This is a genomic window from Schaedlerella arabinosiphila (genome assembly GCF_003885045.1).
GTDB lineage: Bacteria > Bacillota > Clostridia > Lachnospirales > Lachnospiraceae > Schaedlerella > Schaedlerella arabinosiphila.
Genome location: NZ_RHJS01000002.1, coordinates 3027371 through 3041640, shown reverse-complemented (window position 1 = coordinate 3041640; position 14270 = coordinate 3027371). Strand labels below are relative to the sequence as shown.

The 14270-nt window shown below is 50.1% G+C and carries 13 protein-coding genes and 1 pseudogene; 11 read left to right on the top strand and 3 right to left on the bottom strand.

Translation table 11 applies throughout. The features are described from left to right. Positions 1 to 71: 71 nt before the first annotated feature. Positions 72 to 662, bottom strand: coding sequence for a TetR/AcrR family transcriptional regulator (locus EBB54_RS14660; RefSeq protein ID WP_125127965.1), 591 nt, complete (start codon positions 660 to 662; stop codon positions 72 to 74). A gap of 191 nt (positions 663 to 853) precedes the next feature. Between EBB54_RS14660 and EBB54_RS14655 the strand changes: the two genes are divergently transcribed. From EBB54_RS14655 to EBB54_RS14610, 11 genes and pseudogenes are all read left to right on the top strand, one after another. Next, positions 854 to 2056: an AAA family ATPase gene (locus EBB54_RS14655; protein WP_125127964.1), complete on the top strand. Its 1203-nt coding sequence runs from the start codon at positions 854 to 856 to the stop codon at positions 2054 to 2056. A 115-nt stretch (positions 2057 to 2171) separates the two neighbouring features. Further along, complete coding sequence (locus tag EBB54_RS14650; protein ID WP_125127865.1) at positions 2172 to 3497, top strand: IS4 family transposase; 1326 nt, start codon at positions 2172 to 2174, stop codon at positions 3495 to 3497. A gap of 218 nt (positions 3498 to 3715) precedes the next feature. Continuing rightward, positions 3716 to 3925 (top strand): annotated as a pseudogene (locus EBB54_RS14645) (AAA family ATPase); the annotation flags it as partial. 75 nt (positions 3926 to 4000) lie between these two features. Continuing rightward, positions 4001 to 5362, top strand: coding sequence for an MATE family efflux transporter (locus tag EBB54_RS14640; protein WP_125127963.1), 1362 nt, complete (start codon positions 4001 to 4003; stop codon positions 5360 to 5362). A 226-nt stretch (positions 5363 to 5588) separates the two neighbouring features. Further along, on the top strand, positions 5589 to 6950 hold the full coding sequence (locus EBB54_RS14635) for an MATE family efflux transporter (RefSeq protein ID WP_125127962.1): 1362 nt from the start codon (positions 5589 to 5591) through the stop codon (positions 6948 to 6950). Positions 6951 to 7021: 71 nt separating this feature from the next. Then, positions 7022 to 7675, top strand: coding sequence for a TetR/AcrR family transcriptional regulator (locus EBB54_RS14630; RefSeq protein ID WP_004072545.1), 654 nt, complete (start codon positions 7022 to 7024; stop codon positions 7673 to 7675). 139 nt (positions 7676 to 7814) lie between these two features. Continuing rightward, entirely contained in the window at positions 7815 to 9005 is a 1191-nt protein-coding gene (locus EBB54_RS14625) for an AraC family transcriptional regulator (RefSeq protein WP_125127961.1), read from the top strand. A 236-nt stretch (positions 9006 to 9241) separates the two neighbouring features. Further along, positions 9242 to 10675, top strand: coding sequence for an MFS transporter (locus EBB54_RS14620; RefSeq protein ID WP_125127960.1), 1434 nt, complete (start codon positions 9242 to 9244; stop codon positions 10673 to 10675). 28 nt (positions 10676 to 10703) lie between these two features. After that, complete coding sequence (locus EBB54_RS31595) at positions 10704 to 10838, top strand: hypothetical protein (protein ID WP_279229967.1); 135 nt, start codon at positions 10704 to 10706, stop codon at positions 10836 to 10838. Positions 10839 to 10935: 97 nt separating this feature from the next. Beyond that, complete coding sequence (locus tag EBB54_RS14615; protein ID WP_004072539.1) at positions 10936 to 11853, top strand: nucleoside hydrolase; 918 nt, start codon at positions 10936 to 10938, stop codon at positions 11851 to 11853. Positions 11854 to 11941: 88 nt separating this feature from the next. Continuing rightward, positions 11942 to 13513, top strand: coding sequence for an alpha-L-rhamnosidase-related protein (locus EBB54_RS14610; protein WP_125127959.1), 1572 nt, complete (start codon positions 11942 to 11944; stop codon positions 13511 to 13513). An 80-nt stretch (positions 13514 to 13593) separates the two neighbouring features. Here the strand turns inward: EBB54_RS14610 and EBB54_RS14605 are convergent, their stop codons facing one another. Further along, positions 13594 to 13890, bottom strand: a complete 297-nt coding sequence (locus tag EBB54_RS14605; RefSeq protein WP_125127958.1) for a helix-turn-helix domain-containing protein — start codon at positions 13888 to 13890, stop codon at positions 13594 to 13596. A gap of 5 nt (positions 13891 to 13895) precedes the next feature. Continuing rightward, positions 13896 to 14249, bottom strand: coding sequence for a type II toxin-antitoxin system RelE/ParE family toxin (locus EBB54_RS14600; protein WP_193554361.1), 354 nt, complete (start codon positions 14247 to 14249; stop codon positions 13896 to 13898). Between the last annotated feature and the right edge of the window lie 21 nt (positions 14250 to 14270).

Genomic DNA, 14270 nt, shown 5'->3' with positions numbered 1-14270 from the left:
TTCGGAATGTTCTGTTTCCTTGCTGTCGATTGATAAAGTTTTGTACTCAAATTCTGTCATAAAAATCTCCTTTACTCAAAAATATCTGCCACAAGGCTATCCACCATAAAATCAAAAACAGCGAAATAATCACAAGTGATGGAAAGCGTTTCTTTTGCATTGATTGTTGACAGCAGCGCACTCAAAATCCCATACGCCTGTGCTTCCTCCATTTTCAGATTGAGGTCTGCGGCATGGATAACCTGTCTGAAAAAATCGAAACTGTCAAACTTGATTTTCTTAATCGTTTCTTCCGGCAGCTTTGTCACAAAAGACTGAAAATCCGGCGTATTGACATTGTAGAGGAATGGCTTGCTGTCATATTCCCGGAAAAGCCTTTTCATAGACTGTGCAAATCCCTCTTTCGTCCGGCTGTTCCTGTTTATGTCGATAATCTTTTCTGTCAACCTCCTTTGTATGTTTGTGATTGTTTCAAGGAATAAATCTTCCTTTGTTGGGTAGAGCGTATAAAAAGTACCGATAGAGATAACTGCCTTGTCGCATAGATTCTTAATGCTTGTCTTTTTGTACCCTTGTGCTATCCAACATTCCTCGCATAGTTCTCCCAGCTTTTTGCGGATTGCTTTTTTATCAGCGTCCGAAAGGACTGGCTTTGACGGCATAGTTTCGCTTCTCCTTTCTTCTAAAATGTATTTGCGAATATTCGCAATAAATATTCGCAAAACGAATGATAGCACGATTGATAACTATTGTCAAGTAGGGAACTTGATTTCTGCGCAGATATAAGTTGACGGTATATCGGGTTTGGCTGTATAATCAAGTTTAATGAAATGATGTGAATGGGGGACATCTTATGGGTATTTATCTGAATCCGGGAAATGATGGCTTTTGGACATCCATTCGCTCCAGAATCTACGTAGACAAGACAGGATTGATCGCATGTACAAACGAACTGCTCAATACGGAGCAAAAATATATCTGCGTCAGCAGGCCCCGGCGTTTTGGAAAATCAATGGCTTTAAAGATGCTGGCTGCGTACTACAGCTGCGGCTGTGATTCCAGGGAGCTGTTTTCAGGATGGAAGATAAAAAGTGACAGAACATTTGAGGAGCATCTGAACCAGTACGATGTCATTTTTTTGAATATGCAGCATTTTCTGCTTCGGGCAGGGGACCGGAGCATGACAGATTATCTGGAAGAAGCAGTGATTGAGGAGCTCCGCGAAGTATATGGAAAATACGTTTCGGGGCGGGAGACGATCCTTGCGGCTGTCTTAGAGAAACTCTATGTAAAAACAGGGAAAAAATTTGTATTTCTGATCGATGAATGGGACTGCATCATGCGCGAGCGGCAGGAGACGGAAGCTCTGCAGAAGCAGTATCTGGATTTCCTGCGGAATCTTTTGAAGGATCAGCCCTATGTTGCGCTTGCCTATATGACGGGTATCCTTCCTGTGAAAAAATACGGCCTGCATTCTGCGCTGAACATGTTCTGGGAATACTCAATGACGGATCAGGGGTTTTTTGAGGAATATACCGGCTTTACGGAGAAGGAGGTGCAGGAACTGTGCGGGCAGTATCATATGGATTTTGCAGAGGCAGGCAGTTGGTATGACGGGTATCAGTTTACGGATTTCCGGCATATCTACAACCCAAAATCCGTGGTGGAGGCGATGCTGCGCCGAAAGTTTTCAAATTACTGGACATCAACGGAGACCTACGACGCCCTGAAAATCTATATGGATATGGATTTTGACGGACTGCGCGCCGATATCGTGCAGATGCTCGGCGGGGGACATATCAGGGTCCAATGTCATTTAGTTAATATATGGACGAAATCCGATGTTCCACTCACCGGTGTTCACCCGTCTTGTTGGCTTCAACCCGCGATATTACTGGGGTTATTCTATCTGAAAACCTTGCATCTGAAAATCCATTTTCATGGAAATTATTGTTTTTTTCAGCAGAAAACTCAGATGGATGGGGTAGAGCCTTTTTTAAGTGGGGGTCTAACCATTCTTTTTGATTTTTTTGCGGAATTTTATATTAGTACTTGACAAATCAAACAAAATGTGCGGCCGCGCTCGCTGCTGATCCTCTTTTTAGAGGTAGCGAGCGCGGCCCTTGGATTTAGAGCGATATATGATTCTAATCCAAGGAGGTACATTCGTTATGTTTCATGAAAAAATCAAGGCTCTTTTTTCTTCTGCTGTGGACAGCGTTGCGTCCACAATCTCAAAATACTCCGTCCACCCAGACAAGGATTTTACCCGCCAGAAAAAGCTTCCACCGGATAAGCTCATTACGTTTTTGGTTTCCCAGGGCTCTTCCTCCACTTCCGAGGAACTTTTGGAGTTTTTTGATCTGGATGCAGATGCCCCTTCCGTTTCCGCACTCAATCAGCAACGGGCAAAGTTAAAACCGGAAGCCATGGAAGCCGTTTTTCATCACTTCCATTCCTCACTCTCTTCCTTGGAAGGCGCAGACGGCTATGAATCCATTGCTGCGGATGGCTCTACCTTTTCCTTTTTCAGTAAGCCCACGTTTGCTTCCCCTGACTACTTTGTTTCCGAAGGGCATTCTGCCAAAGGATTTTACAGTTTGCATTTAAATGCCCTGTACAATCTGGACAAGCACATCTATACCGATGCACTGATCCAGCCGATTCACAATAAGGATGAATACCGGGCCTTTGCCACCCTGGTGGACCGCCATCAGACTTCCCCCTGGAAAAAGACTATTTTTATCGGTGACCGTGGTTACTGCTCCTATAATAATATGGCCCATGTGCTCAAAAAAGGGCAGTTTTTCCTCTTCCGCGCAAAGGATATCCATTCCAAAGGCCTTCTTTCCGGTTTTGATTTTCCTGACAAGGAATCCTTTGACATCCGGGTTCGGGTCACCCTGGTACGCAGCCAGTCAAAAAAGATTGCTGTAGAGGGATACCGCCGTTTTGTCGATAAGGCAACCTCCTTTGATTTTATTGAGTACGGGACACGGGATACCTACCAGCTTACGTTCCGCATTGTCAGGTTTCCCATATCAGAGTCCACTTATGAGTGCCTGGTTACCAATCTCCCGGAAGAGGAATTTCCGCCAAAGCGTCTAAAAGAGCTTTATTTTTCCAGGTGGGGCGTGGAATCCTCATTTCGGAAACTGAAATATACCATCGGATTGATCAATTTCCATTCTTATAAGCCGGACTTTGTCAAACAGGAAATATGGGCAAAACTCATCGTCTACAACTTGACAGAAAGTATCATCAACCATACTGCTGTGGTCCATCAAAAGAAGACAAAGCATGATTACAAAATACATTTTGGTACAGCAGCCCATATTTGCAGGGTGTTCCTACGTCCTTCTGTGAAAGAAGGCTCAATCAATGTAACCGCCCTGCTTCAGCGCAGGTTGATCCCGATCCGAAATGAACGGCAGTATCACAGGCTAAAGACAGCCCATTTCCGGAGGCCGCGATATCTTATATACCGGGCAGCCTGAAAGCATTTTTACCTTAAATATAGATATTTTTTAAGCAGATGCGGATCTGCTTAGTCGTCATGCCCAAAAATAATTTTCACCTCTTTCATTATGATCCGAACAGTCTCTCAGACACAAGCAAAAACATATGTTCTGGCTTGTGCTGTGAAAACAAGTCCACTTTATATCTAATAATTTATAGAACACCGGTCTGGCTTTGTTTAACTAAATGACATTGTATCAGGGTCAATACCCTTAGCTTTCAGAATGATATGCGCAGCTTCCGGACAAAGGACGACGTGCTGACACTGCTGATCCATTTGGGATACCTTGCGTATGATTCTGAGAAAGAAGAGGCGTTTATCCCAAACAGAGAGATCATCCGGGAATTTGAAAATGCCATGGGCGCAGGCGGATGGACGGAAGTGATACATGTCTTGACCCACAGCTGCGTGATTGAAAAGATCCAATACTGATGATGTTCCGGGAACATTTCATAGAGGCACAGGCAGGTGAACAAACAGATGAGCCAAATAGAAAATAAAGCGATATTTGAGGAGATGCCGATCCCGAAAGCGGCAAAAAAACTGATGATCCCGACTGTGCTCAGCTCCCTGGTCATGGTCATTTACAGCCTGGCGGACACCTATTTCGTGGGGAGGCTCAACGATCCGCTGCAGAATGCGGCCGTCACGCTGGCGGCGCCGGTGATGCTGTCATTTAACGCGGTCAGTAACCTGTTCGGGGTGGGCAGCTCCAGCATGATGAGCCGGGCGCTGGGCCGCAAGGATTTTGATACCGTGAAAAAAAGCGCGGCCTTCGGGTTCTACTGCGCCCTGGCAGGAGGTTTGCTGATCTCTGCGGTCTGCCTGCTGTTCCAGACAGGGATGCTTAAGATTCTGGGGGCGGACGCGGTTACTATGGAGTCCACAGCCGCCTACATGAAATGGACGGTGATCTGCGGAGCGGCGCCGTCCATCCTCAATGTGGTGATGGCGTATTTTGTGCGCTCGGAGGGAGCTGCGTTTCATGCCAGCATCGGGACCATGAGCGGATGCATTTTAAATATGATATTGGATCCCATATTCATCATGCCCTGGGGGCTTGGGATGGGCGCGGCCGGCGCGGGGCTGGCGACCTTTCTTTCCAACTGCACGGCGTGCTGCTACTTTTTTATTCTGCTGTATATCAAACGGGGGCGCACGTTTATCAGTGTGAAACCAAAAGATTTTACATGGAAAAAAGAGATCGTGGCAGGTATCTGCGGCGTGGGGGTTCCGGCGTCTATCCAGAACCTGCTCAACGTGACCGGAATGACCATACTGAACAATCTCATGTCAGGCTACGGCACGGAAGCGGTGGCGGCGATCGGCATTGCGCAGAAAATCTACATGATTCCCATGCAGATCGCGCTCGGCGGGACACAGGGGATCATGCCCCTGGTGGGATATTCTTATTCCAGCAAAAACTACCGGCGGATGGATGAAACGATCCGCTTTGTGCGCAGGCTGTTGATCCCCAGCCTGGCAGTGGTGGCTGCGTTTGGATGTATGTTCGCGCCGGGGCTGATCCGGATTTTCATCGGCAACCCGGAGATCATCCGCTATGGGACGATATTTTTGCGGGCGCTCAGTCTCTGCATCGTATTTCTGGTGATTGATTTTCTGGGAATCGGGGTGTTCCAGAGTGTGGGGAAGGGGAAGATATCGCTGGTGTTCGCGATCCTGCGCAAGATCGTATTTGAAATCCCTGCGACCCTGATTCTGAACGGGCTGTTTGGAATCTACGGAATCGCATACGGGGCATTTGCGGCGGAACTGATGCTGGCAGGGATCAGCACCATGATCCTGACCCGGATGATGAAGGGGCTGCTGGAAAACGCCTGACACCGGGAGAGACAGGAAGCGTGGCGCCGTGGATGGTTCGTACGGCGGCCGGCCATTGCCGTACAGTCAAAATAATGTAGTTTTTTTCTGGTATTTCGTAGGACAGCCCAGGGAAAATCCGTTATACTGTTTTCATTATAACGATTTCCCGGAACGGTTTTTTTTTGCAGGTCTGCGCGGCAGCCACCCTACAGGAACATTCCGGGGCTTAGGAAAGGCTGTACTTATGGAGAATACAATCACAAAATCATCTACGTTTTACAGGGATATGTTCCGGCTGGCGCTTCCCATCGTGTTTCAGAACCTGATCACCACCGCCGTAGGCTCCGCGGACGTGATCATGCTGGGCTGGGTCAGCCAGACGGCGCTTTCCGCGGGTTCCCTGGCCAGCCAGATCATGTTCATCCTGAACCTTGTCTATTCCGGGATTTCCTCCGGGATCGGCATGCTGGCGGCGCAGTACTGGGGCAGGAAGGATACTCGGACGATTGAGAAAATTATGGGGATCGGCATGAAGCTGTCCATCCTGGTTTCATTCCTCTTTTTCGTGCTGGCCTGCTTTTTTCCGAGACTTCTGATGCTGATTTTCACATCCGAGACGGAGCTCATTGATACGGGGATCTCCTACCTGCGGATTGTGGGGATTTCCTACCTGTTTATGAGCATTTCCCAGGTATATCTGTGTACCATGCGCTCCATTGAACGGGTGGTCTTTGCCACCGTCACCAACGGATCTGCCCTGGGGCTGAATATCATCCTCAATGCCGTATTCATCTTCGGGCTGCTGGGTCTGCCGAAAATGGGAATCCTGGGCGTGGCGCTTGCGACTACGATTGCAAGGGGCGTGGAGCTGCTGATCTGTCTGGCGGACGCCTGCCGGTTCGAGACAATCCGTTTCCGGCCGTCGATTTTGCTGGAGCATCACAAGGTGCTGTTCCAGGATTTTATGAAATATTCCCTTCCCGCCTTTGGAAATGAAGTCTCCTGGGGAGTCGGATTTTCCATGTATTCGGTGATCATGGGGCATCTGGGGAGCGACATGGTTGCGGCCAACGCGGTGGCCGTTGTGGCCAAAAACCTGGGAACGGTGGTTTGTTTCGGAATCGCCAACGCGGGAGCCATCCTGCTGGGAAAAGCCATCGGCGCCGGACAGATGGACACGGTAAAGGAGGACGCCTCCCGTTTCTGCTGGATCACATTTGTCAGCGGGATTGCAGGCGGAGCGCTGATCATCCTTCTGCGGCCTTTGTTTATGAATATGGCGGATTTAAGCAGTACGGCCCAGGGGTATCTGAGCATCATGCTGTTTATCAATATGTATTCTGTCCTTGGGCAGGCCATGAACAGCACCGTGATCTGCGGCGTATTCCGCGCAGGCGGGGACTCCCGGTGGGGATTTATCTGCGATGTGATTGATATGTGGCTGTTTGCGGTGCCGCTGGGATTTATCAGCGCATTCGTGCTCAAACTTCCGCCCATGTGGGTGTATTTTCTGATCTATCTGGACGAGTTCGTGAAGCTGCCGTTTGTGTACCGGCATTATAAGAGTTATAAATGGCTGAAAAATATTACAAGGGACTTTGACTGATCCGTATTTTTATGATAAAGTTGCTTTTATAAACCCTATGATACATTTTCAGATCAGGAGGTGAGACAATTATGGCAAGAAACAAACACCCCGAGGAAACCGTAAACCAGATTCTGAACGTGGCCTACCGCCTGTTTATGGAGAAGGGCTACGAGCACACCTCCATCCAGGATATTTTAAACAACCTGGGCGGCCTGAGCAAGGGCGCGATCTATCACCATTTCAAATCCAAGGAGGAGATCCTGGAGACGGTGACCAACAGGATGACAGAGGAATCCAACAAAATACTGGCCAAAATTCGTGACCGAAAGGATCTGACGGGAAAGGAAAAGCTGAAGATGATCTTCACGGAGTCCTTAAACAGGCCGGTTCAGGAAGAAATCTTTGCGGCCGCGCCGAATATAAGCAAGAGCCCCACGCTTTTGTTCAGCATGTTCCGGGACACGGTGGACGGGGTATCGCCCAACTACATCCTGCCCATCATCCGGGAAGGAGTCGCGGACGGGACGATCCGGACGGACTGTCCGGAGGAACTTGCAGAGCTGATCATATTGCTTGCAAATATCTGGATGAATCCCATGGTATTCGGCAATTCCCCGGAGCAGATTTACCGGAAGTTCAGCGTATTCAGACAGATGATGCAGGGCTTCGGGCTGGATATTCTGGACGAGGAGATTCAGGATCGGATGAAGGAGCTGACAGCCATCTATCAGAGCAACCGGTAACGGCCCGAAGGAAAGGAACGTAACATTTTTCCAGATGTGCGGTTGCAAACCGACAAGTCGTTTACATGCAATTCATTGCAATGAAAATGACCTGTCGGATTAGCAACCGCACAGTTGGACATTTTTTGGGGGAGAAATTATGGCACAGTTGATAGAAAAAATAGAATTACTCTGCGGAATCCCCGTTTTCCATATGGAGGATGAGAAAAGTGCACCGAAAAGCTTCGGTGCCTTTTTAGAACAGGAAAGCCCCTTTGTGTGCGCGCCCTCCCTCGTGGAGCTGCTGGTTGGGCGGTGCAGGCGCCAGCAGCTTCCGGTGGTCTATAAAGACGAGAATGGAATATTTTTTATCTGCGCCCGGAGAAGGCGCGGCTTTTATCTGGCAGGTCCGGTCTGTACGGAGGATTTGGGGTATGAAGGGCTGAATCGGTTCTGGGAAGCCTACGGCATTGCCGGGGAAGAGAAAAAGCACCCGGTGAAAACCGTGCTGATCCGGATACTGGCCTTTGCAGCAATCATCGGCGAACTGGAAAACGGGACGCCCATTGAGTACGAAGAGATCCGGAAAGCAAACGGGCTTGCGGAGGAAACAGAGGCGGATGTGGAAAAAGAGGATACCGCTCTGGAGCTCCGCAAGCTGGATGACGAGATCTACCACCACACCTATCAGGAGGAGCGCTATGTCATGGAATGCGTCCGGGAAGGCCGTCCCGAGGAGGCCAGGCGGAGGTCGAATACCATTATGGAAAACGCGGGAATCCTCTCCGGCCGGAAACAGAACCACTATAAAAACCTGGCTGTGACCACCGTCACCGTGTGCACAAGGGAAGTCATCGCAGGCGGGGTATCCCCCGCAAAAGCCTACCGGCTGAGTGATATTTTCATCAACCGGATCGACCGGTGCATGGACACGGCGCGTCTGCAGGAATATTCCAGTAAGGCGATCTATGAATTTGCCTGTCTGGTGGCGGAGGAGAAAAAAGAGAGGGCGGCAGGCAGATATACGGAACAGTGTAAGGACTATATTTATAAAAATTATAACCATAAGATCTATCTGGAAGAGATCGCGGACGCGGTAGGCATCAGCCCGGGGCATCTCTCCCGGGTATTCCGGCAGGACATGGACATGACGATCCAGGAGTACATCCAGAAATTCCGGGTGGAGCGGGCGGCAAACCTTCTGAAATATTCGGAAGCCAGCCTGACGGAGATCAGCGATTACGTCTGTTTCCACTCCCAGAGCCATTTTGGAAATGCATTCAAACGGTATATGCAGATGACCCCAAAGCAGTACCGGGATCGGTATAAAGAGAAGGAGTTTTGCTCGTAAGAGTGCGTCAGCGCGTTTTTTTTGCGGATGGATGAGCAGGCTGGATGATCCCCGGGGTATTGGCCGTACAGGTGGAACATGTACAGACGGCTGGCACTGATTTGAAAAAGATGTTTTGATTTTGATATAAATGTAGAAATAATGATATAGAAACCTCATCCCGGCGGCTATACTATACCTATCACAAGTGATCAGGAAACGCGTTTCAAAATGAAAAGGAAGAGGAGAAAATCATTATGCAAATATTAAAACATGAACCGGCCTATTATGAGACTACCGCATTTAAGTGGAGACAGCGTATCGGATTCGGTATCAGCGATTATGCCTGCAACCTGGCGTATTTGCTGGCAAATACCTACCTTTTGTTTTACTACACAAACTGCGCGGGACTGGCTGCCTCGGCAGTTGGATTTATGTTCGTTGTGACAAAGTTTATTGATGCGTTTACGGACTATATGGTTGGGGCGATGATCGACCATACGGATACGAAGATGGGCCGCTACCGCCCATGGATGCTGGGCGGCGCGCCAGTCCTGGCAGTGGGCATGGTGCTTCTGTTCTCTGTTCCCACCGGATGGAGCGCAGGCGCGAAGCTGGCCTGGGCCTATATAACCTATGTGATCTTTTCATTCGGATATACCCTGGTCAACATTCCGATGGCGCCGATTGTTTCTGCGTTGTCCCCGTCTCCTACAGAACGGACCAAAATCGCGACCACGCGTACCGTATTTTCGAATCTGGGATCGCTGACCTCCTCCCTGTTCGTCATCCCGATGGTGTACTACTTCGCAGGATCTGAGGACGCCACAGGCGCTGCGCTTGCGGCAGGCTACCGGAATACCAATATCGTGCTGGGGCTGATGGTCATTGCAATCATGTGCCTGTGCGTATTCAATACGGCTGAGATCAACCCGCCATCCAAGGCAGCGGAAAAATCTTCCATTCTGCAGGATCTGGGCGCGGTCTTTAAAAATAAATACTACATCATGCTTCTGCTCCTTGTATTTTTCCTGTTCCTGGGTTATCTTGGAATGTACGGGGCTATGCAGTACTACTATAATTACATTGTATGCGACCAGAGCTCCATGCCCATCGCCCTGTCGCTGCTGACGATCCTGGCAATCCCGACCATGGTTCTTGCGGCCTATCTGAACGGGCGGGGAATACATAAAGTAACATTGATGCAGTTCGGCGCGGTGGTAGACGTGATCGGCTATGCGGTTCTGTTCTTTACCTCCAACGGCACCATCGCGACGCTGTCCCTGGCTTTGATCGGTCTGGGCTTCGGCTTCCGCTCCAGTATGTTTTTCTCCATGATGCCGGACATTTACGATTATACGGAATGGCAGTGCGGACGGAACCTGGGAGGTACACAGAACGCCCTCTCCGGCTTTGTGAACAAGCTGTCCAGCGCATCCGCATCGGCCATTGTATCCGCGCTTCTGGTATGGGGCGCGTATGACTCCGAGGCAATGGATGCCGCGCTGAAGGCCGGACAAAACCTGGCGGAAGCATTTCCAAGGACACAGACCGCCATCAACTTTGCATTCGGCGGGTTGTCCCTGGTGTCTACGGTTCTGGCGATTGTGGTCATGCTCCCCTACGACCTGGACAAGAGATACCCGGAAATCCGTGCGGACCTGAACCAGCGGCAGGCGGAGTCCAAATAAGAAATGCCCCGGGGGAGGACTGCCGGGAGTGAAGGATGCCTGGGAAAAGGCAATCCCGCACAGCACAGTCGGCAGTCAGAATATCCCCACTGATCCGCTTCGAAACCGGCTGCAGATGCAGCATGGCTTCGAAGCGGCTTATGAATATACAGATAAAAAATAGGAGGAAGGCAAATGCGAAGCATTTTTCAAAATGCCTTCCGACGACTTGCCCTCGAACGGAGGTGAGGGGGCGCTACATTATATTAGGAGGAAGGCAAATGTGGAATTATGAGTATACAGTACCGGAAAATAAACGGGTTCGTGTGATCGTACATACGGACTGTAAAAATGAGGCGGATGACCAGTTTGCGCTGGCCCACCATCTGATGACGCCCAGGTTTGACGTCAGAGGGATCGTGGCCGGGCATTTCTGGAAAAATCCTCAGACCTACGGGGAGGAAGGAACCGCAAAAGCCAGCTATGACGAGATTCAGAAAGTCATGGAACTGATGGGGCTGGAAGGAAAATACCCTGTGCTCATGGGAGCGGCCGTCGGCATGAAGGACGAAGAGACGCCGATTGATTCCGAGGGAGCGAGATTTATTATAGAAGAAGCCATGAAGGAGGACAGCCGCCCGCTGTACGTTGCCTGCCAGGGCGCGGTGACGGACGTGGCTTGCGCGCTGCTGATGAAGCCGGAGATCGCGGAGCGGATGACCGTCATCTGGATCGGAGGAGGGGACTACCCGAAGGGGGGATTTGAGTTCAACCTGATGATGGACGTCCATGCGGCAAATGTCCTCTTTTCTTCCAAAGTTCCGCTCTGGCAGGTTCCCAAAAGCCTGTATAAGGTGATGGCGGTCTCCCTGGCAGAATTGCAGCTAAAGGTACGCCCCTGCGGGAAAATCGGGGAATACCTGTTCAGGCAGATGGTGGAGTTTAACCAGGCTGCGGCAAAATATGAGATGCCATGGCCCCACGGGGAGATCTGGGGGCTGGGCGACCAGGGAACCATAGCCGTGCTGATGGAGGAATTGGAGAAGGTCAGCTACGATCTCGTGCCTGCGCCCAGGGTTGCGGAGGACATGACTTATATTCACAATCAGGACAGCCGGGAGATCCGGGTGTACAAATATCTGGATGCAAGGCTGACGCTGGAAGACTTTTTCGCAAAGCTGGCGATTAACTTTGGATAACTTTTTATTCACGCAAAGCAGCGGGCAGGCAGCCATGCCTGCATGGAAACTTGACTGCTGCAGGGACTATGACAGAGGAGGGAAAGATATGGCAGAAGCATTGATAAGCGTGATACCGGAAATGAAACGGAAAACAGTGGAGGCATTTGTTCAAAAGGCGGTGGAACTGGATCATGACCTGATTGAGAAAAAAACAGCGCCTGTTTCGCTGGTGACGATCGGACGGGCGGAAAACGGCAGCGGTGTTGTGACGGCAAAAGAGAGTATAGAAGAGATGCCGAAGAAACGGCTGGCAAAGGGAGACAGCATCTGTATGGACTTTGGCGACCATCATGTGGGATATGTGACATTAAAGCTTCATTCCGCGGGAAGCCCCCAGGATGCGCCTGCATTCCTGCGTCTGAAATTTGCGGAAATTCCGAATGAGATACTGGATGATTCCTCCACTTATGAGGGCTGGATCAGCAAAGGATGGATTCAGGAGGAATTTGTACATATTGATGTGCTTCCCTGTGAATTGAAGCTGCCCAGGCGGTATGCGTTCCGCTATCTGGAGGTGCTTGCGCTGGATACCTCCCAGAAATTCCAGGTGGTGGTGGAAGGTGTGGAGCTGACCGCGGTTTCCGCCGTATCCATGGATGCGGTGAAGCCGGTGGAAGGTCTGCCGGAGGATCTGCAGAAAATCGACCGGGCCAGCCTGAAAACGCTGCAGGACTGCATGCAGCATGTGTTTGAGGACGGGCCGAAGCGGGACCGCCGTCTGTGGATCGGGGATCTGCGTCTGCAGGCAAAGGCAAACTACGCCACCTTCGGCAATTATGACCTGGTAAAACGCTGCATGTATCTCTTCGCGGGACTGACCCGGGACGACGGCAAAATCGGCGCCTGCCTGTTTACGGAGCCGGTGATGCAGGTGGACGACACGTTTTTGTGGGATTACTCCCTGTTTTTCGTTTCCATTTTATATGACTATTATCAGGAGACAAAAGATCTGGATCTGGTAAAGGAGCTGTGGCCCGCGGCCTGCCGGCAGATCGAGCTGGCGCTGGAGGACATGAAGGACGGCGTGCCGGATACGGAAAAAAATCCCATGCTGGCGTTCATTGACTGGAAAGACGGAATCGACCGCCAGGCCCCGGCCCAGGGCGTCTGGATCTACTGCCTGCGCCAGGGCAAAGTGCTGGCAGGATTGGCTGAGGATACAAAGGCAGAAGCCAGGATCGGGAAGCTTCTGGAGGAAGCGCTGGAAAACGCGGTGAAGCATTTCTGGGATGAAGGACAGGGATTTTTTGTCAGCGGCCCCGCCCGGCAGGTGTCCTGGTCCACCCAGGCGTGGATGGTTCTTGCGGATGTATTTGAAAAAGAAAAGAGCCGGGAGCTGATGCTGCACCTCCTGGAGGAAAATCCGGAGATGGGAGTTGCCACGCCTTACGCGTACCACCATGTGATCGAGGCGCTGCTCCATGTGGGAGAAAAGGAAAAGGCTCTGGAGCTGATGAGGACATACTGGGGCGGCATGATCGAGCTGGGGGCGGATACCTTCTGGGAGGCATTCGACCCGAAGGACCCTAACGCGTCGCCTTACGGAAATACGCAGGTGAACAGCTTCTGCCATGCCTGGAGCTGCACGCCGGCGTGGCTTTTGAGGGAATATTTCTGAAGGACTCGGATATTTAGATTTGGTCGAAACAGGAAAAGCCAGACTGCGGCAGCTTGCTCTGCGGCAGTCTGGCTCTGGTATTATCTACTTTTAGTCGGTACAGGAACAAACTCCACTTTCAGTGCCATCCCAAGTCCGGCAGCTAATCTTTTCAAGGTTTGCAGAGAGGGATTTGCATTTCCATTTTCCATTCGGCTAATATCGGCCTGGGCAATTCCCGTAATCTCTGCAAGCTCTTTCTGCGTAAGCTGCTTTTGGCGCCGCGCATCAATCATAGCGCGGATCACTTGAAATTCAGGCTCCAAAGCATCCCACTCTTTTTTGAACTCAGGATCTTGGAGCTGTCCATTCAAAGATTCTCTAAAACTTTTTCCCATACGAATCATGCCTCCCTTTTTTGTTCATATGCTAATCGGTATTTCTTAGCAAGGTCAATTTGATTTGCCGGTGTTTTTTGCGTTTTCTTTACAAAACCATTCGTTAAAACAACCTTGCTGCCAACTACGAAAAAATATAAAACACGGGATATATCCGAACCTTGTTTCGCACGTAACTCGAAGATTCCATCATCCAGCATTTTTGAATAGGGCTCCCTTAATTCATAGCCATATTCTTCTAAAAGTTCGATCAAACGATACAGCTTAGCTCTCATTTTTTTGTCTTGCGATAAGATAAATTCCTCTGCCGGAAAAGTTCCATCCGGCTTTTCGTAAAATTCTACCTCAAAACGGATCATGTCCGGCCTCCTTAGTATATA

Coding starts and splice junctions, on each gene's coding strand:
- EBB54_RS14660 (WP_125127965.1), bottom strand. CDS start 662: ATGCCGTCAAAGCCAGTCCTTTCGGACGCTGATAAAAAAGCAATCCGC.
- EBB54_RS14655 (WP_125127964.1), top strand. CDS start 854: ATGGGTATTTATCTGAATCCGGGAAATGATGGCTTTTGGACATCCATT.
- EBB54_RS14650 (WP_125127865.1), top strand. CDS start 2,172: ATGTTTCATGAAAAAATCAAGGCTCTTTTTTCTTCTGCTGTGGACAGC.
- EBB54_RS14640 (WP_125127963.1), top strand. CDS start 4,001: ATGAGCCAAATAGAAAATAAAGCGATATTTGAGGAGATGCCGATCCCG.
- EBB54_RS14635 (WP_125127962.1), top strand. CDS start 5,589: ATGGAGAATACAATCACAAAATCATCTACGTTTTACAGGGATATGTTC.
- EBB54_RS14630 (WP_004072545.1), top strand. CDS start 7,022: ATGGCAAGAAACAAACACCCCGAGGAAACCGTAAACCAGATTCTGAAC.
- EBB54_RS14625 (WP_125127961.1), top strand. CDS start 7,815: ATGGCACAGTTGATAGAAAAAATAGAATTACTCTGCGGAATCCCCGTT.
- EBB54_RS14620 (WP_125127960.1), top strand. CDS start 9,242: ATGCAAATATTAAAACATGAACCGGCCTATTATGAGACTACCGCATTT.
- EBB54_RS14615 (WP_004072539.1), top strand. CDS start 10,936: ATGTGGAATTATGAGTATACAGTACCGGAAAATAAACGGGTTCGTGTG.
- EBB54_RS14610 (WP_125127959.1), top strand. CDS start 11,942: ATGGCAGAAGCATTGATAAGCGTGATACCGGAAATGAAACGGAAAACA.
- EBB54_RS14605 (WP_125127958.1), bottom strand. CDS start 13,890: ATGGGAAAAAGTTTTAGAGAATCTTTGAATGGACAGCTCCAAGATCCT.
- EBB54_RS14600 (WP_193554361.1), bottom strand. CDS start 14,249: ATGATCCGTTTTGAGGTAGAATTTTACGAAAAGCCGGATGGAACTTTT.